This window comes from Streptomyces sp. NPDC006516 (assembly GCF_040611875.1).
In the GTDB taxonomy this organism is placed as follows: Bacteria; Actinomycetota; Actinomycetes; order Streptomycetales; family Streptomycetaceae; genus Streptomyces.
Genome location: NZ_JBEXPD010000002.1, coordinates 1,067,315 through 1,090,755 on the forward strand (window position 1 = coordinate 1,067,315; position 23,441 = coordinate 1,090,755).

Here is a 23,441-nt window from a genome sequence, read left to right on the forward strand (position 1 = left end):
TCAGACGTCCCGTCGTTCCAGCGCGAAGAAGGCGCCGGCCATGGCCACGGCGGTCACGCCGAGAATCACCCAGAGCGGCTCCCAGCCCGTGGGCCCCGACGAGGTGACCGTCGCGTCGTACATCGCGCCGATCTGGTTGGGGATGGAGTACTCGAAGAGCGCCTTCTGCACGGAGGCCAGCGACGCGGAGAACATGAACATCGCGAGCACGAGCGGGAGCAGCACCACGGCGATCATGATCGTGATGGCCCCGGCGGAGTGCCGCACGATCGCGCCGACGGCGAGGGAGAGCAGCCCGAGCGTCGCGACGTAGAGGCCGATCCCCACGGTGGAGCGCAGCCAGAAGCCCGTGTCGGGTGTGGCGCCGTCGAGCATGGCCGTCTGCAGGACGCCCACGACGCCGGTGGTCACGGTGGTGATCGTGAAGGAGAGCAGGAAGAAGACGACCGACTTGGCGATCAGGATCCGCGCCCGGCTCGGGCACGCGGTCAGCGTCGTGCGGATCATCCCGGTGGTGTACTCCGACGCGATGGTCAGCACTCCCAGCGTGATCACACAGATCGATCCGAGCAGCACGCCGAAGAACCCGAGGGTCAGGACGGGGGCGTCCTCCATGGGGGCGTCGGACATGCTCACGACGAGCGCCACGAGCAGCCCGATGCCGACCAGCAGCACGATCATCACCCCGAGCGTCCACATCGTGGAGCGCACGGAGCGGATCTTCGTCCACTCGGACGCGATGGCGTCGCCCAGGCCGGGCGTGCGCACGGGAATCGGCGAGGCGTAGGGGCCGGCCGGGGCGCCCCAGCCCTGCTGTGGCTGCTGGTACGACGGCTGAGGTGCCTGCGGCGGCTGGGGCGCCTGCGCGGGCGGCGGAGTCGCCGGCATCGTCATCGGGAGTCCTCGCTGGTCTTGCGCTCGGCCGGTTCCGGGGCCGGCGCGGCGTACGGGTTCTGTCCTGGCGGCGGCGGGGCGTACCAGCCCTGCTGCGGCACCTCGGGCGGCGGGGCGTAGCCGGGCTGTGCGTGGCCCTCGAACCCGGTCTGTCCGTGACCGGCCTGTCCGTAACCCTGCTGTCCGTAGCCGGGCGGCGGCACCTGGAGGCCCGCCTTGGCGTCCGCCGTCGAGCGGTAGTCCACGGCGCCCTGCGTCATCCGCATGTACGCCTCCTCCAGGGACGCCTGGTGCGGCGAGAGCTCCCACAGCCGTACGTCGGACTCGTGGGCCAGATCGCTGATGCGGGGCAGGGCGAGCCCGGTCACCCGGAGGGCGCCGTCCGGTTCGGGCATCACCTGGCCGCCCGCCTCCGTCAGCGTGGCCGTCAGCTTCTCCCGGAACTCGGGCCGGTCCGCCGGGAGGCGTACCCGGGCGAAGTCGGCGGAGTTGGCGGAGATGAAGTCGGTGACACTCATGTCCGAGAGCAGCTGGCCGCGGCCGATCACGATCAGATGGTCCGCCGTGAGCGCCATCTCGCTCATGAGGTGGCTGGAGACGAAGACCGTGCGCCCCTCCGACGCCAGCTGCTTCATCAGGTTGCGGACCCAGAGGATGCCCTCCGGGTCGAGCCCGTTCACGGGCTCGTCGAAGAGAAGCACCTGCGGGTCGCCGAGCAGGGCCGCCGCGATCCCGAGCCGCTGCCCCATGCCGAGGGAGAAGCCCTTGGAACGCCTCTTCGCCACGTCCTGGAGCCCGACGACACCGAGCACCTCGTCCACCCGGGCCGCCGGGATGCCGGCCAGCTGGGCGAGCGAGAGCAGGTGGTTACGGGCGCTGCGCCCGCCGTGCACGGCTTTGGCGTCGAGCAGCGCCCCCACCTGGCGAGGCGCGTTGGGGAGACTGCGGAAGGCGTGGCCGCCGATCGTCACGTGTCCGGACGTCGGCCGGTCGAGGCCGAGCATCATGCGCATGGTGGTGGACTTGCCCGACCCGTTGGGACCGAGGAACCCGGTGACCGCACCGGGCCGCACCTGGAAGGAAAGGTTGTGCACGGCCGTCTTCGCGCCGTAGCGCTTGGTCAGGCCGACTGCCTCGATCATTCTCCAGCCCCATCGACTTATCTGTCGTCGGGGCCCAGGCCGTCGGCCGCACGCCCCCCGTAAGAGTTAGGAGGATAACCAGCCGCCGGTGGTTCCGGCCAAGCCGCTGCCGGGAGCGTCGGCCGGGTACGGACGACCCCGGGGACGCCCCGAGCGTCAGGCGTCGCGCTTCTTCAGCACGAGGTAGCCGCCCACGAGCGCCGCCACCACCCACAGGGCCATGATCCCGAGCCCGGCCCATGGACCGTACGGCGCGGGGTCGCTGTTCATGGCGTCCGGCACCACCTGCATGATCTTGGAACCGGCCTGGTCGGGGAAGTACCGGGCCACGCTCTTGGCGCCGGGGACCGCGGAGAGGATCTGCGAGACGAGGAAGAAGAAGGGCATCAGGATGCCGAGCGAGAGCATGGAGCTGCGCAGCATCGTGGCCACGCCCATGGAGAAGATCGCGATCAGGCCCATGTAGACGCCCCCGCCGAAGACCGCGCGCAGCACGTTCTCCGCGCCGATGTCGGTGCGGTGCTCACCCAGCAGGGCCTGGCTGAGGAAGAAGGTCACGAAGCTGGTGGCAAGGCCGACCAGCAGGGCCAGCACACCCGCCACGGCGATCTTGCTGAAGAGGAACGACCCGCGCTGCGGCACTGCTGCGAGCGAGGTGCGGATCATGCCGGAGCTGTACTCCGTGCCCACCACCAGGACGCCGAAGACGACCATCGCCAGCTGTCCCAGGATCATCCCGGAGAAGCCCACGAACGTCGGGTCGAAGGTGGCCTGCTCGGCGGCGGAGAGGTCGTCGAACTGGCTCTTCAGCAGGGCGCTGAGCGCCGCGCCCATGGCGACGGTGACGGCGAACGCGGAGATCAGGGTCCAGGTGGTCGAGGAGACCGTACGGATCTTGGTCCACTCGGAGTTCAGGACAGCGGGTACCGATGCCATCGCCGTCACACCCCCTTCGTGCCGTCGCCGGGAGCACCGACGCCGGGACCGGCCGCGCCTGAAGCACCAGGAGCGTCGGGGGCACCGGAAGTGCCGGGCGCACCAGCAGTGCCGGGCGCACCAGGAGCACCAGCAGTACCAGGCACACCTGGAGTACCACCGTTTCCGGGCTTCCGGTTCCACTGCTCGCCCCACTGCGGGCCTGCGGGCGGTGGCCCGCCGGTCTCAGCGTCCGAGTGCGCGTGGTACTCCACCGAACCCGCCGTCATCTGCATGAAGGCCTCCTCCAGGGACGCGCGCTGGGAACTCAGCTCGTGGAGCACGATCCCGTGCCGGGCGGCGAGTTCACCGAGCCGCTCCGGTGCCTCGTCGTCGATCTCCAGCGTGCCGTTGCCCGACTCGACCGCGACCACGCCCTCGGCGTGCAGCAGGTCGCGCAGCCGCTCCTGTTCCGGGGAACGCATCCGCACGAAGCTGCGGGAGTTCTCGTGGATGAAGTCGGCCATGGAGGTGTCGGCGAGCAGTCTGCCCTGCCCGATGACGATCAGGTGATCGGCGGTCAGCGCCATCTCGCTCATCAGGTGCGAGGAGACGAAGATCGTCCGGCCCTCCGATGCGAGGGTCTTCATGAGGTTCCGGATCCAGTGGATCCCCTCCGGGTCCAGACCGTTGACGGGTTCGTCGAACATGAGGATCTCGGGGTCGCCGAGCAGGGCAGCCGCGATGCCCAGGCGCTGGCCCATGCCGAGGGAGAAGCCCTTGGACTTCTTCTTGGCCACGGCACTCAGACCGACCGTGTCGAGTACGTGGGAGACCCGGCTCGCCGGGATGCGGTTGCTCTGGGCCAGGCACAGGAGGTTGTTGTACGCGCTGCGCCCGCCGTGCATCGACTTGGCGTCCAGGAGCGCCCCGATGTGCTTGAGCGGCTCGTCGAGCTCGCGGTAGTGCCGGCCGTCGATGCGCACCGTGCCGCTGGTCGGGTTGTCGAGGTCGAGCATCATCCGCATCGTCGTGGACTTGCCCGCCCCGTTCGGGCCGAGGAACCCCGTCACCATGCCCGGCTTGATCCGGCATGACAGACGGTCGACGGCAAGCTTGTTGCCGAAGCGTTTGGTGAGACCGTCGAGCTCGATCATGCGTTCACGCTAGAACGGCCGCACGCCCGGCGCCACCACAAGGGCGGAACCGGGCGCGCAAGGGGTACAGCTGATGTACGTGTCTCAGCGGGTCTGCTGGGCCGGGACACCGCGGCCCGCGGACTCGTCCTCCGCCGGGGAGCCGGCCGCCGCGACGGCGGCACCGGTCAGCGTGGCCAGCATCTCGCGGACGTTGGTCAGCTGGGCGTTGATCGAGTCGCGGCGGTTGGTGAGCGCAGCCAGCTCGCGCTCGGACTCGCTGCGGATCCGGTCGGCCTTGGCGTTCGCGTCGGCCACGATGTCCTCGGCCTGGCGCTGTGCCGTCTCGACCGTCTGGCGCGCCCGGCGCTCGGCGTCCGTACGGAGCTTCTCGGCCTCCAGGCGCAGCTGCTCCGCGCGGTGCTCGATCTCCGCGAGGCGCTTCTCGGCCTTGGCCTGACGCGACGCGAGGTCGCGCTCCGACTGGTCACGGCGCTTGGCGAGGTTCGTCTCGAAGTCCGCGGCGGCCTGGGCGGCCTTGGCGCGGGTCTCCTCGAAGAGGGCGTCCGCCTCCTCGCGCTTCTGCTGGGCGTCCTTCTGGGCGTCGGTGCGCAGCGTGCCCGCCTCGCCCTTGGCCTTCTCGACGATACGGACGCCCTCGTCCTCGGCCTTAGCCTTGCGCTCCGCGGCGAAGGTCTCCGCGTCGTTGCGCACCTGCTGGGCGGCCGACTCGGCCAGCTCACGGTGCTGCTCCGCTGCGCGGCGGGCCTCCTCACGCAGGTCCTTCGCCTCCTCCTCGGCGAGGCGGAGGATCTTCTCGACGCGGGCACCGAGCCCGGCGTACGACGGCTCGGCGTCGTTGACCTGGGCCTGGGCGTTCTGCGTCTCGAGGTGGAGCTCCTCGATGCGCTTTTCCAGAGAGGTGATTCGGGCGAGCGCGCTGTCACGGTCGGCGACGAGTTTGGCAATGCGGTCGTCCACCTGACCGCGGTCGTATCCACGTCGCACGAGCTCGAAGCCGAAGGGGGAGGAAGGGTCGCTCATGGGGTTCCTGTCGAATGAGACCGGTGAGGTGTTAGAGGGAATCCTAGGGGCCTGGGCGGCGTGTCAACGTGAAGATGCCGCTTTGGTATGGAGAATGACACCCCTTTTGAGTGGCTGACCCCGGGAGTGCTTGCGACCCCAGGGCTTGAATGTTCATGGCGAATTGCGTGCGTGGCTACCCGTCCGACGCCTTGCCACCCGACCGGGTGCCCGCCGTCGCTCCTGCCTTGACGCCCCCCGCGCCACCGCCTGCCGCCTTGCTCGCCCCGCCCGGAGCCTCGAAAGATTCCAACGCCTCCAGCACGTCCTGGACACGGGAGATCTCCGTATTGATGTCCTCGCGCCTGCGGACCAGCAGGTCCAGCTCCCGGCGTCCCTCGTCGACCATCTGCTTCGCCTCGGCCTCGGCGTCGGCCCGCAGCTTCTCGGCCGCGCGGGTCAGCTCCGTCTTCTTCGCCTCGGCCTCCTTGAGCAGCGACTCGGCGCGCTTGACGGCGGCGATGCGGACCTTGCTCGCCTCCGAGTTGGCGTCCGCCAGCAGCTCCTTGGCCTTGGCCTCCGCCTCCGCCCTCTGCTCGGTCGCCGCCTTCATCAGCTTGTCGACGCGCTCGCCCGCCGTCTTCATCTGCTCGGAGGTCTCGCGCCGGGCGCGCTCGTGCAGTTCCTCGACCTCGCTCTCGATCCGGGCCCTGAGCTCCTCCGCCCGCTCCCGGGTGGCGGTGGCGTCCCGGCGGGCGCCGACGAGCAGCTCGTCCGCGTCCGTGCGGGCCCGCTCCACCAGGGAGTTGCCCTCGACCGTCGCCTCCGAGGTGATCCGGACCGCCTCGTTGCGCGCGGCGCCCACCATCCTGTCGGCCTGCTCCTCGGCCTCGGTCGCGGCGCGCAGCGCCTCCTCCTGGGCCTTCTCGACGAGCTGGTCGGCCTGCTCGGCGGCGTCCGCACGGCGCTTGGCCGCCGATTCGCGCGCCTCGTCCAGCATCCGGTCCGCCTCCTGGCGGGCCTCCGCGCGCAGTTGCTCCGCCGCGGCCTCGGCGTCGGCGCGCAGCCGCTCCGCCTCCTCGCGGGTGCGGGCCGCGTGTTCCTGGGCGGACCCGACGGTCTGCGCCGCCTCCGCGCGCAGCCGCTCGGCCTCGTCGGTCGCCTCGCCGATGAACCGCTCCGACTGCTCGGTGGCCTCGGCGCGGATCCGCTCGCTCTCGCCGGTCGCCTCGGCCATCAGCCGGTCGGCCTGGGCCGCCGCCTCGGAACGGATGCGGTTGGCGTCCTCACGGGCTTCCGCACGGGCACGCGAGGCGTCCTGCTCCGCCGACGCGAGGGCGTCGGAGGCCTCCGTACGGACGCGCTGGCTGTACTCCGAGGTGTCCGAGCGCAACTTCTCCGCCTCGGCGATCGCCTCCGAGACGGTCCGCTCGGCCAGGGACTTGGCCGCCTCCGCCTCCTCGTGCGCGACCGAACGGATGCGGTTGGCGTCCTCGGTGGCCCGCTCCCGCTCGGCGTAGGCGTCGGACCTGACCCGGTCCGCCTCCTCCTGCGCCTCGGTCCGCGTACGCTCCGCCGCGTGCTCGGCCGCGGAGCGCAGCCCGGTGATCTCCTCCTCGGCCTGCTCCTGCAGCCCGGCCACGGAGTCCCGCACCTGCTGCGCGGTCTGCTCGGCGGCCGAGACCAGCTCGGAGGCCCGGCTCTCCGCCTCCTCGACCAGGCGCTGCGCCTCGGCCTGTGCCTCCTCGACCCGCTTGCGGGCGGAGGCCAGGAGCTCCTCGCTCTGCTCGCGGGCGCGCTCGCGCTCCTGCTCGGCCTCGGCACGCGCGGAACCCAGCGCCTCCTCGGCGGCGCGGCGGCGGCGGTTGGCCTCCTCCTGCGCGGCTGCCAGCGCTTCCGCGGCCTCCGCGCCGACCCGCTCGGCCGCGGCGGCGGCCTCGGAGCGCACCCGGTCGGCGGTCTCCTGCGCCTCCGTCTTGAGCCGCTCCGCCTCGGTGGCGGCCTCGGTGCGCAGCCGTACGGCCACACTCTCGCCCTCGGCGCGGGACTGCGCGGCGTCGGCCGCGGCCTCCGTGCGCAGCCGGTCGGCCTCCGCCGTGGCCTGCTCCTGGAGCGTACGCAGCCGTTCCGCGGCCTCGGCGCGGAGCCGCTCGGACTCCTCGCCCGTCTCGCGGCGGATCCGCTCCGCCTCCGTACGCGCCTCGCCGAGCGTCTCCTCCGCGGCGGCGACCCGGGACTCGGCCTCGGCGTGCAGCCGCCTGAGCTCCTCGGCCGCCTCGGCCCTGCGGGCCTCTATCCCGCGCTCGGTCTCCTCGCGCAGGGCCTCGGCCGCCGTCTCGGCCGCGGCGGTCAGGGCGGTCGCCTGCTCCTCGGCCTCGGCGCGCAGCTTCTCCGCCTCGGCGCGGCTGCGTTCCAGAGCCTCCTCGGCCTGCTTGCGCAGGGTGGCGGCACGCTCGGCCGCCTCGGCCCTGACCCGCTCGCTCTCGGTGCTCGCGGACGCCCGCAGCTCCTCCGCGTCGGCCTTCGCCTTCGTGAGGAGCTCCTCGGCGGTACGAGCGCCCTCCTCCAGCTGCTGGACCGCTTCCCGGCGGGCCTCGCCGCGGATCCGTTCGCCCTCGGCGACGGCCTCCGACCGCAGCTGCTCGGCCTCACCCCGGAGACGGCGGGCCTCCTCCTGGAGCTCGACCGTCTTGGCCCGGTACTCCTTGGTGTCGTCCTTGGCCGCGCCCTTGAGCTGATCGGCCTGCTCCGCGGCCTCGCCGCGCAGCCGGTCCGCCTCGGCCTCGGCCTCACGGCGGATCCGGTCCGCCTCCTCGCCGGCGGCCCGGGTGGTGGACCTGGCGTCCTCGGAGGCCTTGGTCAGGACCTCCTCGGCGCTGCGCGCCGCCTTCGCGAGCTGGGCCGCGGCGTCCTCGGCGGCCAGCGTGCGGGCCTTCTCGGCCGCCTCGGCGACGAGCCGCTCGGCCTCGGCCCGGGCGTCGACGAGCGCCTGCTCGGCCTCCTCCTTGAGGGTCTCGGCCTGCTTCGTGGCCTCGCCGACCAGCCGGGCGATCTCCGACTTGGCCGTACGCGTGCGCTGCTCGTTCTGCGACTCGGCGCCGGCCAGCCGCTTGACCGCGGCCTCCTTCGCCTCGGCGAGCACCTTCTCGGACTCCAGCCGCGCCTCACGCAGGCGGGTCTCCGCCTCCTGCATGTGCTGTTCGGCGGCGCGGTTGAGCTCCGCGGTCTGCTGCCTGGTCTGCTCCGTCTCGGCGGTGGCCGTCGAACGCAGCTGCTCTGCGTGGCTGGTGGCCTCCTGCGCCTGCGAGGAGGCGGCCTCCAGCAGCCGCTCGGCGTCCCGGCGGGCCCGCAGCAGCGTGGCTTCGGCCTCGGCACGGGCCGACTCGGCCTCGGAGTTGAGACGTCTGCGGGTCTCGTCGGCCAGCCGGGCCGCCTCGGCGCGGGCTGCGGCCAGCGACTGCTCGGCCTCGGCGCGCGACTCTTCCAGCAGACGGCGCGCCTGGGACTCGGTCCTGGCCCGCAACTGCTCGGCCCAGGCGACGTTCTCGTTGACGTGGGACTCGACGGTCTGCCGGCGCTCCGCCAGTTCCTGGTCGAGCCGCTGGCGCCGCTGCACCGCCTCGGCGTGCAACTCGGCCTGGAGCCGGGCCTGGTGTTCCGCGTGCTCCTGGAGGATCCGCTGCGTCTGAGCCCTGGCCTCACGCAGCTCGCGCTCGGCGTCCGTACGCAGCTGATCGGCCTGGATCTGGGCGTTACGGAGCATCTGTTCGGCCTGGTAGCCGATGTCCGCGCTGTCGTGTGCGGGACGGGCCGCCAGATTGCGCCGCGCTTCGTGCAGCTTGGCGCGCAAGACCTCGACCTGGTAACCGAGGTCCTCGGCGTGCTGGACGGCCTTCTCCCGGTCGGTCTTCAGCCGGTCCATCTCGGCTTCGAACCGCGAGAGATGGTCGTCGTCAGCTCGGTGGCTCTGCTGGCTCTCGTAGCCCCGCACTGCGCGGTCCCATCCTTCCCCGAGCTCTCAACATCGTTCGAGCAGGGGAGACCCCAACCCTGGTCGCAATTCTCCATGCGAGTACCGCTCGCCGGCGAACGGTCCCCCGGGGAATGGTGACAGATCTACGGCGAGGACGCGGCACGGCCCCGACCCGGCCCCGGCCCGGAACCGCCCACTCTACCGGGCCGGGTATCGGTCGGGTCAGTGCTCCTTGGCCGAGGTGACCAGTTCGGTCAGCACACCGTGGCAGTCCTTGGGGTGCAGGAAGGTGATCCTGGAGCCCATCGACCCCTTCCTGGGCTCGTCGTACAGCACCCGGACGCCCTTCCCTCGGATGTCCGCGGCGTCCGCGTCGACGTCCGCCGTCCCGAAGGCGATGTGGTGCACACCTTCCCCGTTCTTCGCCAGCCACTTGCCCACGGCCGAGTCCTCACGGGTCGGTTCGAGCAGCTGGAGGTAGGAAGCACCGCCGTCCGAGGTGTCGTTGATCTTCAGCATGGCTTCCCGGACGCCCTGCTCCTCGTTGACCTCGGAGTGGAACACCTCGAAGCCGTAGGTGTCGCGGTAGAACTTCACTGTCTCGTCGAGGTCGAAACAGGCGATTCCGATGTGGTCGATTCGCGTCAGCATGGAACCAGTGCAGCGCCCCCGGGATGGTTACGCAACGTGCGCGCGATCACACCGACAGCCGGATGACGGGCGCCGTACCGCTCAGTACATTCAGGTAAACCCTCGTTCACAACCGATCCCAAGGGGCTGCGCCTCATGTCAGGAACGACCGGAACCACCTCAGTGATCGTCGCGGGCGCGCGGACGCCCATGGGCCGTCTGCTCGGCTCGCTGAAGAGCTTCTCCGGAGCCGACCTCGGAGGCGTCGCCATCAAGGCGGCGCTGGACCGGGCGGGCATCGGCGGGGACCAGGTCGAGTACGTGATCATGGGCCAGGTGCTCCAGGCCGGGGCAGGGCAGATCCCGGCACGCCAGGCAGCCGTCAAGGCCGGGATCCCGCTCAACGTCCCGGCGCTCACCGTCAACAAGGTGTGCCTCTCGGGGCTCGACGCGATCGCCCTCGCGGACCAGCTGATCCGCGCCGGTGAGTTCGACGTCGTGGTGGCCGGCGGCCAGGAGTCCATGACCAACGCCCCGCACCTGCTGCCGAAGTCCCGTGAGGGATACAAGTACGGTGCGATCGAGATGCTCGACTCCATGGCGTACGACGGCCTGACCGACGCCTACGAGAACATCCCGATGGGTGAGTCCACCGAGAAGCACAACAGCCGCCTCGGCCTGGCCCGTGCCGACCAGGACGAGATCGGCGCCCTGTCCCACCAGCGCGCCGCCGCGGCGCAGAAGAACGGCATCTTCGAGGCCGAGATCACCCCGGTCGAGATCCCGCAGCGCAAGGGCGACCCGGTCCTCTTCTCCAAGGACGAGGGCATCCGCCCCGAGACCACCGCCGAGTCGCTCGGGAAGCTGCGTCCCGCCTTCACCAAGGACGGCACGATCACCGCGGGCACCTCCTCGCAGATCTCCGACGGCGCCGCGGCCGTCGTCGTGATGAGCAAGGCGAAGGCCGAGGAACTGGGCCTCGACTGGATCGCCGAGATCGGGGCCCACGGCAACGTGGCGGGCCCGGACAACTCGCTGCAGTCGCAGCCGTCCAACGCCATCCGGCACGCCCTGAAGAAGGAGGGCATCGGCGTCGAGGACCTCGACCTCATCGAGATCAACGAGGCCTTCGCGGCCGTCGCGGTCCAGTCGATGAAGGATCTCGGCGTCACCTCCGACAAGGTCAACGTCAACGGCGGCGCGATCGCTCTCGGTCACCCCATCGGCATGTCCGGCGCCCGTGTGGTGCTGCACCTGGCGCTGGAGCTGAAGCGGCGCGGCGGCGGTACCGGAGCGGCGGCGCTGTGCGGCGGCGGCGGTCAGGGCGACGCGTTGATCATCCGCGTACCGGGCAAGTAGTCGGTACGAGCGAGCGAGGAGGCCGAGCGTGAAGGTGGACGTCCCCACCCTGGTCGAGCAGGCACGTGAGGGCAGGCCGCGTGCGGTGGCCCGGCTCATCTCCCTGGTGGAGGGTGCCTCACCGCAGCTGCGCGAGGTCATGGCGGCGCTGGCGCCGCTGGCGGGCCGCGCCTACGTGGTCGGCCTGACCGGATCGCCGGGGGTCGGGAAGTCCACCTCCACCTCGGCGCTGGTCTCCGCCTACCGGAGGGCGGGCAAGCGGGTCGGGGTGCTGGCCGTCGACCCCTCGTCGCCGTTCTCCGGGGGCGCGCTCCTCGGGGACCGGGTCCGGATGTCGGAGCACGCTTCCGACCCGGGTGTCTACATCCGCTCGATGGCCACGCGGGGCCATCTGGGCGGCCTCGCGTGGTCGGCGCCGCAGGCGATCCGGGTGCTGGACGCGGCGGGCTGCGACGTGATCCTCGTGGAGACGGTGGGAGTGGGCCAGTCGGAGGTGGAGATCGCCTCCCAGGCCGACACCTCCGTCGTCCTCCTCGCACCCGGCATGGGCGACGGCATCCAGGCGGCGAAGGCCGGAATCCTGGAGATCGGCGACGTCTACGTCGTCAACAAGGCCGACCGGGACGGCGCGGACGCCACCGCCCGCGAGCTCAACCACATGCTGGGCCTCGGGGAGTCCCGGGGGCCCGGCGACTGGCGTCCGCCGATCGTGAAGACGGTCGCCGCCCGGGGCGAGGGCATCGACGAGGTCGTCGAGGCCCTGGAGAAGCACCGGGCGTGGATGGAGGAGCACGGGGTCCTGGCCGAGCGGCGCACGGCGCGCGCGGCCCGCGAGGTCGAGACGATCGCCGTCACCGCGCTCCGCGAGCGCATCGCCGATCTGCACGGCGACCGCAGGCTGGACGCCCTGGCCGGACGGATCGTGGCCGGAGGCCTCGACCCGTACGCGGCGGCGGACGAGCTGGTCGCCGGACTCACGGACGGGAGCCCGGGGCCCACCGACGAAAGCTGAGGCCCCCCGGGCGGCGTGCGGGCCGCCCGGGGACCGCCTCGGCTCAACCTCCGCGCTCAGGGAGACAGTGCTCAAGGACACGGCGCCGAGGGAGACGGTGTTCCTCAAGACGGTGTTCCGGGAGACCGCGCTCCCCGTCCGGTGGGGCGTGAAAGTATTCCGCGCGTGGAACGCGTGCGGTGCGCGTTCCTGCCATGCACTCGGGGGGACGCATGCTGGAGCCGTTGCGCGAGGACTCACCGAGACGGATCGGGCCGTACGCCGTCCTGGCCAGGCTCGGTGCGGGCGGCATGGGGGAGGTCTTCCTCGGGCTGCGCGACGGCGGTGGCTCCGGCGACGCCGGGGACGGCGCGGCGCCGGTCGCCGTCAAGACCGTCCGCCGTGACGTCGCCCAGGACCCCGGCTTCAGGCAGCGCTTCCGCCGCGAGATCGAGGTCGCCCGCTCGGTGACCGGCCCCGCTCTGGCCCCCGTCGTGGACGGTGACGCCGGTACGGAGGTGCCCTGGCTGGCCACCGCCTACGTCGCGGGCCCCACGCTCTCGGCCGCTGTACGCCGTTCGGGCGCCCTGGACGAGGAAGAGGTCCGGAAGCTCGGGGCGGAGCTCGCCCGCGCCCTGGAGACCGTCCACGCCGCCGGTGTGGTGCATAGGGACGTGAAGCCCGGCAACGTCCTGCTCGCCGCCGACGGGCCCCGTCTGATCGACTTCGGGATCGCCCGTGGCGCGGGAGCCACCCCGCTCACGACCACCAGCCGCATGATCGGCAGCCCCGCCTTCATGTCCCCCGAGCACGTGGCGGGCAGCGGTCGCGTGGTGCCCGCGTCCGACGTCTTCTGCCTGGCGTCCGTCCTCTGCTTCGCGGCGACCGGCCGCGACCCGTTCGGCGACGGCCCGGTGGCCGCGGTGCTCTACCGGGTCAAGTACGTGGAGGCCGACCTCGACGGGGTGCCGGGCGCCCTGCGCGCGGTGCTCCAGGACTGCCTGGTGGCCGATCCGGCCGCCCGGCCCACCCCCGCTGAACTCGCCGCCCGCCTCGCGCCGGAGGATTCCGTGCGCTGGCCGGCGCCGGTGGCCGCCCACATCGCCGAGTACGAGCGGGAGCTGGCCTCCGTACGGTCGCTCGGCGGGCCGCTGCTGCCGGGGTACACCCCGACCGAGGCGGCGACCGGCAGCCGGACGCCGGTCGGCCAACTGCCCACCCAGGGGCCCGGATTGCCGCCCGCCGACGCCCCCGCCCGCCCCGCCCGCCGCCGTCGCATCCTCGGCGCGGCACTGGCCGGCATCGTGCTGGCGGGGGCGGCCACGGGAGGTCTGCTCGCGCTGCGGGACGGCGACGGAGGCGAGGGCGGGGGCGCCAAGGGCGGGAGCAGCGCCGCGCCGTCCGGTCCCGCCGGCTGGAAGGCATGGCACGCGACCTTCGAAGGAACCCCGCTCGGCTGCGACGCCGGCAAGGCAGTGGTGGTCTGCCGCATGGCGGACGGGTCGTACGAGGCGCTCTCCGCGTCCGACGGCAAGAGCCTCTGGACGTACGCGGCTGTGGAGGAACAGGGCGGCGGGGACGCCCGGATCAGCCCCACCGGGCAGTTCTTCCTGCCGGGGGGATCCACCCAGCCCGTGGTGGACGCGGACTCGGTGTACTTCGCCACCGGTAACCGTCTCCTCGCGGTCGGCGCCAAGACCGGCACCTCCCGCTGGGAGGCCAGGGCCGGCGGGGCCCACATGGCGTGGAGCTCACCGCGGGTGGCCGACGGCATGGTCTTCGCGGACATCGGTGACCTGCCCGACGGTTCAGAGATCGCCGCCTTCGACGTGCGGGACGGCACGGAGAAGTGGCGGAAGCCGCTCGTCGGGCAAGACCTCGCCCAGGCCGAGCGCGGGGACTTCTGGCCGCTGGGCGCCCAGGACGGGGTGCTGTATGTCAACAACGAGAAGGGTCTCCAGGCTTTCGGCACCAAGGACGGTGCGGAGCGGGACACCGGTTGCCCGGAGAAGACGCCGTCCGACTTCGCCGTCCACTGCCCGGAGAACCAGGACGGCGGCCAGGAGGCCCCGCCCGCCGGAATCGGTGCGTACGCGGCGGTGGTGGCGGAGACCGACCAGGTGACCGTCTACCGGACGGGTGCGACGGCGCCGGCGGGCGAGGAGGAGGCGGCGGAGGACAGCGAGGAACCGGAGATCGTCCTGGCCCGGCGGGCCGACGGCAAGATCCTGGGCCGCTACGGTCTGGGCAAGGACGCGGAGGCACGCAGGAAGAACCCGGCCTCCGCCCCGGCACTCGTCGACGGAACGCTCGTCTGGGCGGACACCGGCGCGCTCCACAGCATCGCGCTCGGCGACGGGGGGACCCCGGGACCTCTGAGGCGGACCCCGATCGAGGACGTGCCGGTACCCGAGATCGAAGATCCGTACGACCCCGCCTACGGCATCGCGCTGGGCAAGGAGAACCGGCCGCCCGAGATCTTCCCGGTGGGCCGGGTCGTGCACATCGTCTACCGCCACGGCATCGCCGTCTCCGTCGCGATTCCCGGCCCGGACGCCTCATGATCGGCCCCCTGCCTCCTGGCAGCCGTACCCGCGTCGGCTCCTACAGGCTCCTGGGGCTGCTCGGCGCCGGGGGTATGGGCGAGGTGTACCTGGCGCGGGAGGAGGGCGCCACGCCGGTTGCCGGCGCACCGCTCGCCGGGCTGGTCGCGCTGAAGACCGTGCTGCCGGGGCTCGACCTCGACGACGGATTCCGGATCCGCTTCCGCCGCGAGATCGCGGCAGCCGGTGCGGTGCGCAGCCCTCGTACGGCCGCGCTCGTCGCGGGGGACGCCAGCGGTGCGACGCCGTGGCTCGCCACGGAGTACGTGCCGGGCCCGTCGCTCGCCGAGGCGGTCACCCGCACCGGTCCGCTGCCCGAGGCCGTGGTCCGGGCGGCCGGTTCGCACCTCGCGCTGGCGCTCGCGGACATGCACGCCGTCCGGGTGCTCCACCGCGATCTGAAGCCCGGCAACGTCCTGCTGGGTGCGGACGGGCCCAAGGTGATCGACTTCGGGATCGCCCAGGCCTTCGAGGCCACGCAGCTGACGCGGACCGGGGTGGTGGTCGGCAGCCCCGGCTACATCTCGCCCGAGCACGTCAACGGCTCACGTGCCCTGGTGCCGGCCTCGGACGTGTTCTGCCTCGGAGCGGTGCTCGCCTTCGCCGCGTGCGGTCGCGGTCCGTTCGACGACCCGGACATGGCCGCGGTCATCTTCCGCATCGCGCACGGCGAGCCGGAACTCGACCGCGTACCGGCCGGGTTGCGTGCGGTGGTCGAACGCTGTCTCGCCCCCCGTCCCGAGGACCGGCCCACCCCGCACGAGCTTGCCGATCTGCTCCTGCCGGGCGGTGTGCCCGGCCCCTTCCCGTGGCACGACGCGCTCCGGGAGCAGTTCGCCGCCCACACCGAACAGGCCCTGCGGTGCGCGGCATCGGTGCGGGCGGCTCCGCCGAGGCCGGCCGCCCCGCCGCAGGCCCCGCCCGCGCGCTCCCGGCGACGGGGGCCGCTGGTCGCCCTGGCCGCGGTCTCGGTGGTCTGCGCCGTGCTGGGTGCGGTGTACCTGCCCGGTCTGCTCGACGGTGGCGGCGGGGACGGCCCCGCCGCGGGACGGCCAGGTGCGTCGGCGTCGGCGTCCGCGCCGGGGGCCGTCTCCGGCCCCACGGTCGTGCCCGGTGCGGATGCCGGCCGCACCGACGACTTCGGGTCCGGCGACCGGAAGCTCCCCGCGCGGCCGGCCGGCTGGAAGCCCTGGAAGTCCGCGGAGGGCATCGGCGAACACGGCTGTGTGCTGTCGGCCGGCACCCTCGTCTGCTCGGGTGAACACGGCGTCACCGCCCTGGACGCCGCGGCCGGCCGTGAGCGCTGGAACCTTCCGGAGGAGGCCGGGACCGGGGACGGGACGGCCGGCCGGTCCGTCGTCGCGGTGGAGGGCGGCACGGTCTACGCCTTCGTACGGGACGAGTTGGTCGGGCTGCGCCTCACCGACGGCAAGCAGGTGTGGCGGCAGCCCCTGCCGAAGGGGCGCCTGGGGATGGGCGCGGTGTACGCGGACGGGGTGATCTACTACGTCGCCCAGGTGAAGGGCGGATCGGCCGGCACCCTGGTCGCCCAGCAGATCACCGGCGGGAAGAAGCCGCAGAAGTGGGAGGTGGACTACGACGAGTTCGAGTTCACGCTCCTCGCCGGTGACGGCCGGGTGGTGGCCGTGGGAAGCGACGTCCGGGTCTTCGACGCCGGGACGGGTGAGCGACTGCCGGGCGACGGACAGGCGGAGGCGCGGTGCGGCCACCCCGTGCTCAAGGGCCGGGAGCTGATCTGTGTCGACGGGGACAGCCTCACGGTGACGGACCTCTCCGCCCCAGCCAGGCGTCGGGTCCTGGCCGACGGGATGGAGGGTGCGATGAAGCCGGCCGTGACGGCGGACGGCACGGTGGTGGTCTCCGTGCCCGGCGAGGTGCGGGCCTTCCGGCTCCGCGACGGCCGGCAAGTCTGGTACCACGTCGACACCCTTCTGGACGAGGCGGTCGGGAACGTCTCGATCCTGGGCGACCACGCCCTCGTCCACGCGGACCTCACGGTGGACGCCTTCGAGCTGGACCGCACGGGCGAGAACCCTTCCGACGCGGGCAAAATCTTCGACCTGCCCGTGCGCGGAACCCCGCCCTCCCTGATCGCGGTCAGCGACGCCCTGTTCCTCTCCTCGCCCGACGACGGCACGGTCCTGTCCGGCTTCGCCCCGTGAGGCGCGGCCGGCCAGGACCGCCGGTCCGGGGTCGGATCAGTCGTCGTCACCGTCGTTGTCGTCGTCCCGGTCGTCCCGGTCGACGGTGACCTTGCCGGTCTTCGCGTCCACGTGCAGCTCGTGCTGCTCGCCGCCCTTGCCCGCGACATCGACGTCCCAGCGGAGCGCACCGCGCCCGCCGTCGTCGCCGTCGTCGTCGAGGTCCACGGATGTCACCGTGCCGGGCTGCGAGCCGAGCGCCGCCTTGACGGCCGCGTCCAGGGAGACGGTCGCGGAGCGGGGTGCGTGCCGGTCGCGGTCGTCGTTGTCGTCGTCCTCACGGTCGGACAGCACCTTGCCGCTCGAAGCGTCCACCGTCACGTCGTGCCAGACCTTGTCCGCGCCGTACACGTCGAGCTCCCAGACGGTACGGGCGCTGTCGTCGTCGTCATCGTCCCGCTCGGCCCCGGTGACCGTGCCGGGGACGGCCTTCAGCGCGGCGCCGACGGCCTCGTCGATCCCGGTGCTCCCGCTCGTCCCCGCCTTCCCGGCGGGCGCGGAGTCGTCGGCGGCGCGGGCGGGGGCCGCCGTCCGGCCGTCCTTCACGCCGTTGTCGGAGTCCGCGAACGCGGCGGTCGTGACGAGCCCGCCGCCGACGAGTACGGCCGCGGTGAGGGTGGCGATGGCGATGTTGCGCTTCATGGGTGTGTTCCTCCCCGATGGGATGTGCGGTGCGACGGGAACCACACTGGCCCGGCGATGCTGAACGCAGGCTGAAGCCACCTGAAGCCTTCTTCAGGTCCGGTGCGGGAAGCTGTCCCCATGCGCCTGTTGATCGTGGAGGACGAGAAGCGTCTGGCGACGTCCCTGGCACGAGGACTCACCGCCGAGGGCTTCGCCGTGGACGTCGTGCACGACGGCCTGGAGGGACTCCACCTCGCCGGCCAGGGCGTGCACGACCTGGTGGTGCTCGACATCATGCTGCCCGGGATGAACGGCTACCGGATCTGCGCCGCCCTGCGCGCCGCCGGGCACGAGATGCCGATCCTGATGCTGACCGCGAAGGACGGCGAGTACGACGAGGCCGAGGGGCTCGACACCGGCGCCGACGACTATCTGACCAAGCCGTTCTCGTACGTCGTGCTCGTCGCCCGGATCAGGGCGCTGCTGCGCCGGCGCGGCGGCTCCGCCTCGCCCGTGCTCAGCGCCGGCACGCTGCGGATGGACACCGCCGCGCGCCGGGTCCACCGGGGTGAGGACGAGATCACGCTCACGGCCAAGGAGTTCGCCGTCCTGGAACAGCTCGTGACGCGGGCCGGTGAGGTGGTCAGCAAGGCGGACATCCTGGAGCACGTCTGGGACTTCGCGTACGAAGGGGACCCGAACATCGTCGAGGTCTACATCAGCACCCTGCGGCGCAAGCTCGGCGCCGCCTCGATCCGTACGGTGCGGGGCGCGGGCTACCGGCTGGAGACACCGTGAGGTCCGTACGCGCCAGGGCCGCGCTGGGCGCCACTCTGGTCGTCGCCGTCGCCCTGGTCGTCGCGGGGCTCGCCGTGCTGACGGTGCTGCGGGGCAATCTGACCGACCGGGCGGGCCTGGAGGCGGAGGTGGCCGCGCGCGAGGTCGCCGGGCAGATCGCCCTGGGGGTGCCCTACACGGATCTGGAGCTGGACGACGAGGAGACCCACCCCGTCCAGGTGACCGACGAGGCCGGGCGCGTGGTGGCCGTCTCCAAGGACCTGGAGGCGGTCTCGGGTACGGGGACGGACGAGGTCGCGCCGACGTCCTCGGCTCCGGCACGGGATGACGACGACGATGACGACGACCCCGCCCGCAGTGAGGTCTCCTCCGGGACACCCGACTTCGTCAGCGGCACCGCCACCGTCGACGGGGAGAGAGCGGACTACCGCTTCGCCGCGGTCGAGGTCACCACCGAGCGCGACGTCACCCTCACCGTCCACGCGGGCGCCCCGCTCGCGGCCGAGCAGGAGGCCGTGGACACCGTACGCAACGCCATGCTGACCGGGCTGCCGCTGATGCTGCTCGTCGTCGCCGTGGTGACCTGGATGGTCACCCGGCGGGCGCTGCGCCCGGTGGAGGGCATCCGGCGGGAGCTGGCCGCGATCACCGCGTCCGAGGACCTCGGCCGCCGGGTCCCCGAACCGGGCTCGCGTGACGAGATCGCCCGGCTGGCCCGGACGACCAACGAGACACTGACGGTGCTGGAGGCCTCGGTGGACCGGCAGCGGCGCTTCGTCGCCGACGCCTCGCACGAACTGCGCAGCCCCATCGCCTCGTTGAGGACCCAGCTGGAGGTCGGGGAGGCCCATCCGGAGCTGCTGGACGTGCCCGGCGCGGTCGCCGACACCGTGCGGCTCCAGGTGCTGGCCGCCGATCTGCTGCTGCTCGCCCGGCTGGACGCGGGGGAGCGGCCGGGGAAGGCGGTGGTCGAGCTCGGGGCGCTGGTGCGCGAGGAGGTCTCCCAGCGCCCGGCGGACCGGATTCCGCCCGAGGTGGCTGTCGCGGACCGAGGGTCGTACGAAGTCGTCGGGTCCCGCGGGCAGTTGGCCCGCGTCGTCGGTAATCTGCTGGACAACGCCCAGCGCCACGCGGAGGGTTCCGTCACCGTCACGGTGAGGCCGGACGGGAGCGAGGTGCTGGTGGAGGTCACCGACGACGGCGCCGGGGTGGCCCCGGCCGAGCAGGACCGCATCTTCGAACGCTTCGTACGGCTGGACGACGCGCGCAGCCGTGACGACGGCGGAGCCGGCCTCGGCCTGGCCATCGCCCGGGACGTGGCCACCCGCCACGGCGGCACGCTCACGGTGGGCACGGCACCCGGGGGCGGGGCGAGATTCACCCTGCGGCTCCCGGCGGCGCCCGTCACCCGGCCGGGGCCGGGCTGAGACGGGGACGGTGGGGGCCCGAGCGGTGGCGAGCCCGAGCGGGAGCCTGCCCCGGGTGGTGGGGCCTGCCCGCGGACGGGCTCGAGCAGGGCAGGCGCCGGGCCGAGGCCCGGGCCGCGTCACGGCTTGCCGCGCCGCCCGTGCAGGTGGTCCGCGATCGGGGTCAGTGCCGAGTGCAGTGCGGTGAGCTGCTCGGGGGAGAGCAGGTCCATGAAGTGCCTGCGTACCGACTCGACATGGTGCGGCGCGACCTTGCGCATCGTCTCCGAGCCCAGGTCGGTGAGGACGGCGAACAGCCCGCGCCGGTCGGACTCGCAGTGCTCGCGCCGTACCAGCTGGGCGTTCTCCATGCGGGTGATCTGGTGCGAGAGCCTGCTCTTGGACTGCAAGGTGGCAGCGGCGAGATCACTCATCCTCATCCGCTGGTCCTCGGACTCGGAGAGATTGACCAGGATCTCGTAGTCGTTCATGGTCAGGCCGAAAGGCTGGAGGTCCTTCTCCAGCTGATGCGTCAGCAGCCTGCTGACGTCCAGGTGCGTGCGCCAGGCGCACTGCTCCGCGTCGGTAAGCCAGCGGGTGGCCGTCTCGGTCTCCATGTATGGATTCTACCTAAGAAGTTGAAAGACGGACGAAGTGGGGGTGTGTGACGCCACGCACGTGAGGGCAGGGCGTCACACTCCGCAGACTACCGTTCACAATCCGAAGCGCCGCTGGAGGTCCCCCAGCTGACCGGGTATGCGGGGTGTGGAGCCGTGTTGACCCCCGGCCCCGGGACCACCGCCGGGCACACCCGGCTGGTGCGGCACCGCGCCCGTCGCCTGCTCGGGCATCAGCACCTCGGTCGACTGGAGCAGCACCGTGCCGGCCCCGACGAACTCGAACTGGTGCTCCTCGCCCGAGGTGCCGCCGATCCCCGTCAGCGAGCGCAGCCCGCCCATGACGCCCTTCATGTAGCCGTGGTCGTAGTGGTGGCACGGCGAGGGGCAGTCCGCCCAGCCCACGAGCGCCTGCGGGTCCACACGCAGCGGCGGCTCCATGAAGACGACGGGGCCGTTGGAGGCGGCGACGAACTTCCCCGTACCGATCAGGGTGAGGAAGCCCGGCACGATGGACTGTTTCAGCGCCAGCGTCGGCTGGTACGCCAGCAGGTTGCCGGAACGGATCGTGAGGTTGCCGTCCTCCAGGTCGAAGGAGTTCACGTCGAAGGCCCGGTCGGCGAGCAGCATCTTCCCGCTGCCCTCGGCGACCACCCAGTCGCTCGCGTGCAGCGGCGAGTGGAAGCTCGTACGGATCAGCCGCTCGAACCGGCCGTGCCCGATGCCGTTGAAGTCGATCTGCCCGTAATAGGCGATCATCTTACCCTTCTGCAGGAACCACTGGCTCCCCTTGAGCTCCACACAGAAGGTGTACGCGTTGACGTTGTCGTCCGACGGCAGCGTCATCGGGTCGAAAATCACCGGCGTGCTCACAGCTTCTCCTCCGACGCCTGGACGTACACCGCTCCGTTGCCGTCGAGCTCCAGCTGGAACGCCTCACCCGAGCCGCGCCCCACCATGTCGCGCCAGCCCAGTGCGGTGGACAGCTTGTTGGTCACGTCCCCGTGGTGGGCGACGTACGCCTGCGGGTCCACGTGGACCGGGCGGCCCGGGGTGATCGGCAGCTCGATCACCCCGCCGTGCGCCATCACGGCGACCGCGCCATGGCCCTTGAGCGTCGTGGTGAACAGGCCCTGCCCGGTCACCTGGCCGCGCACCATGCCCATCACCCCGCCCTGCGAGCCCATGAACATCGTGCCCTGCTGGAGCGTCCCGTCGAAGGCGAGCAGCCGGTCGGCCTCCACGTAGAGGGTGTCGCCGGCCAGGCTGATCACCTGGATGTGGTGGCCGCCGTGCCCGAACATCACGGTGCCGCTGCCCTCGACCGTCATCAGGGGGGCCGCCTCGTTGGCCACCCGCCTGCCGATCATCGACGCCAGGCCGCCCTGGCCGCCCTGGATGTTCGGGGTGAACGAGACGTCGCCGCGGTAGGCGAGCATCGCGCCGCGCTGGCTGTACATCTTCTGGCCGGGCACCACCTGGGCCTCGACCATCTTCGAGTTGATCTCGCGGAACGGCATCAGACATCGCCCCCGACGGTGTTCCGCTCGCTGGGCTGCACATAGACGAGTCCGTCACCCTCGAAGCGGATCTGGAACGACTCGCCCGAACCCTCGCCCATGAGCGTCCGGAAGTTCACCCCGGACTGGAAGTGCTGCTGGAGCCTGCCCTGGTGAGCTATGTAGGCCCCGGGGTCGACGTTCAGCGGGTACTGGGGTGTCACCCGCAGCACCACCGCCGAGCCGTCCGACATGATCGCCGCCTGCCCGGTGCCCTCGACGGTTGTGGTGAACAGGCCGTTGCCGCTCGCCCCGCCGCGCAGGCCCGTGAAGCTGGTGCCGGTGCGCAGCGCGGCGTCGGTGGCCAGCAGATTGCTCGCCTCGACGTACAGCGTCTCGCCGTGCAGCGAGACGAGGTTGATCTCGCTCGCACGGTCGGCGAAATAGCAGGTGCCCTGCCCCTTCACCTCCATCATCTCCATCTGCTCGCCGGTCAGCCGGCGGGTCACCATCCCGCGGAGGCCCTCACCGCCACCGGACATCTTCTTGAACGCCATCCGGCCGTCGTACGCGACCATCGAGCCGTTCTTCGCCTTGACGGCGTCGCCTGTCAGGTCGACGGCGAGCGTCTTGCTGCCTTGGAGTCGGAACATCGCCACGGTGCGACGGTAACCGCCCGGAAGTCCGGCGGACAGAGCCCGGTGACCGATACGCACCCCGGGACGACCCTGATATGCGCCGATACGTGCCGCAGGAGCCGGACCCGGACCCCCCGCTCCAGGGGGCAGAGGCCGATGCCACAATGGCTGTGCTTGTGCCTGCGTTCACAAGCCGACACGCCCACTCCCACCGAAGGTGCCCTCGTGGACATCAAGACCGCTTCCGCCCTGCACCGGCTGCGCCTCATCTCGCTTCCCGAGGCGCTGTCCTTCCCGGCGCTGCTGATCTTCGGCTCGCTGCTCATGCGAATCTCGGACATCGACTTCCTGATGCCGCCCCTCGGCGCGCTGCACGGCCTCCTCTTCACCATCTACGTGGTGTTCCTCCTGGACGTGTGGGTCAAGGCGAAGTGGCCGCTCAAGCGTGTGGCCCTCTTCTTCCTCCTCGCGGTCGTCCCCTTCGGCGGGCTCTACGGCGAGAAGCTGCTCAAGAAGTACGAGGCCGACGGCGTCATCGCCGCCCGCGCCCGCGCCGAAGGCACGGTGAACGCATGATCGTCGCCTTCTCCGTCAGTCCGCTGGGCGTCGGTGAGGACGTCGGGGAGTACGTCGCCGACGCCGTCAGGGTCGTCCGCGAATCCGGGCTGCCCAACCGCACCGACGCGATGTTCACGTCGATCGAAGGTGAGTGGGACGAGGTCATGGACGTCGTCAAGCGCGCCGTGGCCGCCGTCGAGGCCCGCGCCGGCCGGGTCTCCCTGGTGCTGAAGGCCGACATCCGGCAGGGCGTCACCGACGGCCTGACCTCCAAGGTCGAGACGGTGGAACGCCACCTGGCGGGCTGACGCCCCTCCACGGCCGGAACGCCCACCCGCGACGCGCGGAATCGCATCCGCGACACCGCGCCGCTACGGGCACCCGCGCGCACCGCGCGGGCCACCCCGCGACAG

General features: G+C 72.0%; 20 protein-coding genes. 8 read left to right on the forward strand and 12 right to left on the reverse strand.

Translation table 11 applies throughout. The features are described from left to right. The 7 genes from ABZY45_RS11075 to mce all read right to left on the reverse strand — a co-directional run bounded on the left by ABZY45_RS11075 (position 1) and on the right by mce (position 9,734). Complete coding sequence (locus tag ABZY45_RS11075) at positions 1–894, reverse strand: ABC transporter permease subunit (protein ID WP_356738352.1); 894 nt, start codon at positions 892–894, stop codon at positions 1–3. Further along, positions 891–2,036 carry an ABC transporter ATP-binding protein gene (locus ABZY45_RS11080; RefSeq protein ID WP_356738354.1) on the reverse strand — a complete coding sequence of 382 codons (1,146 nt, stop codon included), beginning with the start codon at positions 2,034–2,036 and terminating at the stop codon, positions 891–893. Before ABZY45_RS11080 ends, ABZY45_RS11075 begins: the two co-directional genes overlap by 4 nt. Before the next feature lie 156 nt (positions 2,037–2,192). Further along, complete coding sequence (locus tag ABZY45_RS11085) at positions 2,193–2,972, reverse strand: ABC transporter permease (RefSeq protein ID WP_356738356.1); 780 nt, start codon at positions 2,970–2,972, stop codon at positions 2,193–2,195. 5 nt (positions 2,973–2,977) lie between these two features. Beyond that, positions 2,978–4,108 (reverse strand): ATP-binding cassette domain-containing protein, encoded by a 1,131-nt coding sequence (locus ABZY45_RS11090; protein WP_356738358.1) that lies wholly within the window; start codon positions 4,106–4,108, stop codon positions 2,978–2,980. Positions 4,109–4,192: 84 nt separating this feature from the next. Then, entirely contained in the window at positions 4,193–5,131 is a 939-nt protein-coding gene (locus ABZY45_RS11095; protein WP_356738360.1) for a cellulose-binding protein, read from the reverse strand. A 175-nt stretch (positions 5,132–5,306) separates the two neighbouring features. Then, a complete protein-coding gene (scy, locus tag ABZY45_RS11100; RefSeq protein WP_356738362.1) occupies positions 5,307–9,101 on the reverse strand; it encodes a polarized growth protein Scy in 3,795 nt (1,264 codons plus the stop codon). A gap of 204 nt (positions 9,102–9,305) precedes the next feature. Further along, positions 9,306–9,734 carry a methylmalonyl-CoA epimerase gene (mce, locus tag ABZY45_RS11105; RefSeq protein WP_356738364.1) on the reverse strand — a complete coding sequence of 143 codons (429 nt, stop codon included), beginning with the start codon at positions 9,732–9,734 and terminating at the stop codon, positions 9,306–9,308. 135 nt (positions 9,735–9,869) lie between these two features. On the opposite strand from mce, the gene ABZY45_RS11110 reads away from it, so the two are divergent. The 4 genes from ABZY45_RS11110 to ABZY45_RS11125 all read left to right on the forward strand — a co-directional run bounded on the left by ABZY45_RS11110 (position 9,870) and on the right by ABZY45_RS11125 (position 16,849). Beyond that, the gene (locus ABZY45_RS11110) at positions 9,870–11,072 is read left to right on the forward strand and encodes an acetyl-CoA C-acetyltransferase (RefSeq protein ID WP_356738366.1); all 1,203 of its coding nucleotides are present in this window, start codon (positions 9,870–9,872) and stop codon (positions 11,070–11,072) included. A gap of 28 nt (positions 11,073–11,100) precedes the next feature. Then, positions 11,101–12,084 carry a methylmalonyl Co-A mutase-associated GTPase MeaB gene (meaB, locus tag ABZY45_RS11115; RefSeq protein WP_356738368.1) on the forward strand — a complete coding sequence of 328 codons (984 nt, stop codon included), beginning with the start codon at positions 11,101–11,103 and terminating at the stop codon, positions 12,082–12,084. Between the two features lie 212 nt (positions 12,085–12,296). Beyond that, positions 12,297–14,627, forward strand: a complete 2,331-nt coding sequence (locus ABZY45_RS11120) for a protein kinase (RefSeq protein WP_356738370.1) — start codon at positions 12,297–12,299, stop codon at positions 14,625–14,627. After that, positions 14,624–16,849 (forward strand): protein kinase, encoded by a 2,226-nt coding sequence (locus ABZY45_RS11125; protein WP_356738372.1) that lies wholly within the window; start codon positions 14,624–14,626, stop codon positions 16,847–16,849. Before ABZY45_RS11120 ends, ABZY45_RS11125 begins: the two co-directional genes overlap by 4 nt. Positions 16,850–16,885: 36 nt before the next feature. Here ABZY45_RS11125 and ABZY45_RS11130 read toward each other — a convergent pair whose 3' ends face one another. Then, positions 16,886–17,530 (reverse strand): PepSY domain-containing protein, encoded by a 645-nt coding sequence (locus tag ABZY45_RS11130; RefSeq protein WP_356738374.1) that lies wholly within the window; start codon positions 17,528–17,530, stop codon positions 16,886–16,888. Between the two features lie 120 nt (positions 17,531–17,650). Between ABZY45_RS11130 and ABZY45_RS11135 the strand changes: the two genes are divergently transcribed. Further along, positions 17,651–18,310 carry a response regulator transcription factor gene (locus ABZY45_RS11135; RefSeq protein WP_356738376.1) on the forward strand — a complete coding sequence of 220 codons (660 nt, stop codon included), beginning with the start codon at positions 17,651–17,653 and terminating at the stop codon, positions 18,308–18,310. After that, positions 18,307–19,737: a HAMP domain-containing sensor histidine kinase gene (locus tag ABZY45_RS11140; RefSeq protein WP_356738378.1), complete on the forward strand. Its 1,431-nt coding sequence runs from the start codon at positions 18,307–18,309 to the stop codon at positions 19,735–19,737. The genes ABZY45_RS11135 and ABZY45_RS11140 overlap by 4 nt, the downstream gene beginning before the upstream one ends. A 119-nt stretch (positions 19,738–19,856) precedes the next feature. On the opposite strand, the gene ABZY45_RS11145 is transcribed toward ABZY45_RS11140, so the two are convergent. The 4 genes from ABZY45_RS11145 to ABZY45_RS11160 all read right to left on the reverse strand — a co-directional run bounded on the left by ABZY45_RS11145 (position 19,857) and on the right by ABZY45_RS11160 (position 22,485). After that, positions 19,857–20,333, reverse strand: coding sequence for a MarR family transcriptional regulator (locus ABZY45_RS11145; protein WP_356738380.1), 477 nt, complete (start codon positions 20,331–20,333; stop codon positions 19,857–19,859). 96 nt (positions 20,334–20,429) lie between these two features. Beyond that, positions 20,430–21,206 carry an AIM24 family protein gene (locus tag ABZY45_RS11150; protein WP_356738382.1) on the reverse strand — a complete coding sequence of 259 codons (777 nt, stop codon included), beginning with the start codon at positions 21,204–21,206 and terminating at the stop codon, positions 20,430–20,432. After that, positions 21,203–21,853 carry an AIM24 family protein gene (locus ABZY45_RS11155; RefSeq protein WP_356738384.1) on the reverse strand — a complete coding sequence of 217 codons (651 nt, stop codon included), beginning with the start codon at positions 21,851–21,853 and terminating at the stop codon, positions 21,203–21,205. Before ABZY45_RS11155 ends, ABZY45_RS11150 begins: the two co-directional genes overlap by 4 nt. Continuing rightward, the gene (locus ABZY45_RS11160) at positions 21,853–22,485 is read right to left on the reverse strand and encodes an AIM24 family protein (RefSeq protein ID WP_356738783.1); all 633 of its coding nucleotides are present in this window, start codon (positions 22,483–22,485) and stop codon (positions 21,853–21,855) included. Before ABZY45_RS11160 ends, ABZY45_RS11155 begins: the two co-directional genes overlap by 1 nt. 210 nt (positions 22,486–22,695) lie before the next feature. On the opposite strand from ABZY45_RS11160, the gene ABZY45_RS11165 reads away from it, so the two are divergent. Next, positions 22,696–23,046 (forward strand): DUF3817 domain-containing protein, encoded by a 351-nt coding sequence (locus ABZY45_RS11165; RefSeq protein ID WP_145803080.1) that lies wholly within the window; start codon positions 22,696–22,698, stop codon positions 23,044–23,046. Beyond that, positions 23,043–23,336: an MTH1187 family thiamine-binding protein gene (locus tag ABZY45_RS11170; protein WP_145803078.1), complete on the forward strand. Its 294-nt coding sequence runs from the start codon at positions 23,043–23,045 to the stop codon at positions 23,334–23,336. The genes ABZY45_RS11165 and ABZY45_RS11170 overlap by 4 nt, the downstream gene beginning before the upstream one ends. Positions 23,337–23,441 lie beyond the last annotated feature (105 nt).

Coding starts and splice junctions, on each gene's coding strand:
- ABZY45_RS11170 (WP_145803078.1), top strand. CDS start 23,043: ATGATCGTCGCCTTCTCCGTCAGTCCGCTGGGCGTCGGTGAGGACGTC.
- ABZY45_RS11135 (WP_356738376.1), top strand. CDS start 17,651: ATGCGCCTGTTGATCGTGGAGGACGAGAAGCGTCTGGCGACGTCCCTG.
- ABZY45_RS11110 (WP_356738366.1), top strand. CDS start 9,870: ATGTCAGGAACGACCGGAACCACCTCAGTGATCGTCGCGGGCGCGCGG.
- ABZY45_RS11160 (WP_356738783.1), bottom strand. CDS start 22,485: ATGTTCCGACTCCAAGGCAGCAAGACGCTCGCCGTCGACCTGACAGGC.
- ABZY45_RS11080 (WP_356738354.1), bottom strand. CDS start 2,036: ATGATCGAGGCAGTCGGCCTGACCAAGCGCTACGGCGCGAAGACGGCC.
- ABZY45_RS11120 (WP_356738370.1), top strand. CDS start 12,297: ATGCTGGAGCCGTTGCGCGAGGACTCACCGAGACGGATCGGGCCGTAC.
- ABZY45_RS11145 (WP_356738380.1), bottom strand. CDS start 20,333: ATGGAGACCGAGACGGCCACCCGCTGGCTTACCGACGCGGAGCAGTGC.
- ABZY45_RS11155 (WP_356738384.1), bottom strand. CDS start 21,853: ATGCCGTTCCGCGAGATCAACTCGAAGATGGTCGAGGCCCAGGTGGTG.
- ABZY45_RS11090 (WP_356738358.1), bottom strand. CDS start 4,108: ATGATCGAGCTCGACGGTCTCACCAAACGCTTCGGCAACAAGCTTGCC.
- ABZY45_RS11075 (WP_356738352.1), bottom strand. CDS start 894: ATGACGATGCCGGCGACTCCGCCGCCCGCGCAGGCGCCCCAGCCGCCG.
- ABZY45_RS11125 (WP_356738372.1), top strand. CDS start 14,624: ATGATCGGCCCCCTGCCTCCTGGCAGCCGTACCCGCGTCGGCTCCTAC.
- ABZY45_RS11085 (WP_356738356.1), bottom strand. CDS start 2,972: ATGGCATCGGTACCCGCTGTCCTGAACTCCGAGTGGACCAAGATCCGT.
- ABZY45_RS11095 (WP_356738360.1), bottom strand. CDS start 5,131: ATGAGCGACCCTTCCTCCCCCTTCGGCTTCGAGCTCGTGCGACGTGGA.
- ABZY45_RS11130 (WP_356738374.1), bottom strand. CDS start 17,530: ATGAAGCGCAACATCGCCATCGCCACCCTCACCGCGGCCGTACTCGTC.
- mce (WP_356738364.1), bottom strand. CDS start 9,734: ATGCTGACGCGAATCGACCACATCGGAATCGCCTGTTTCGACCTCGAC.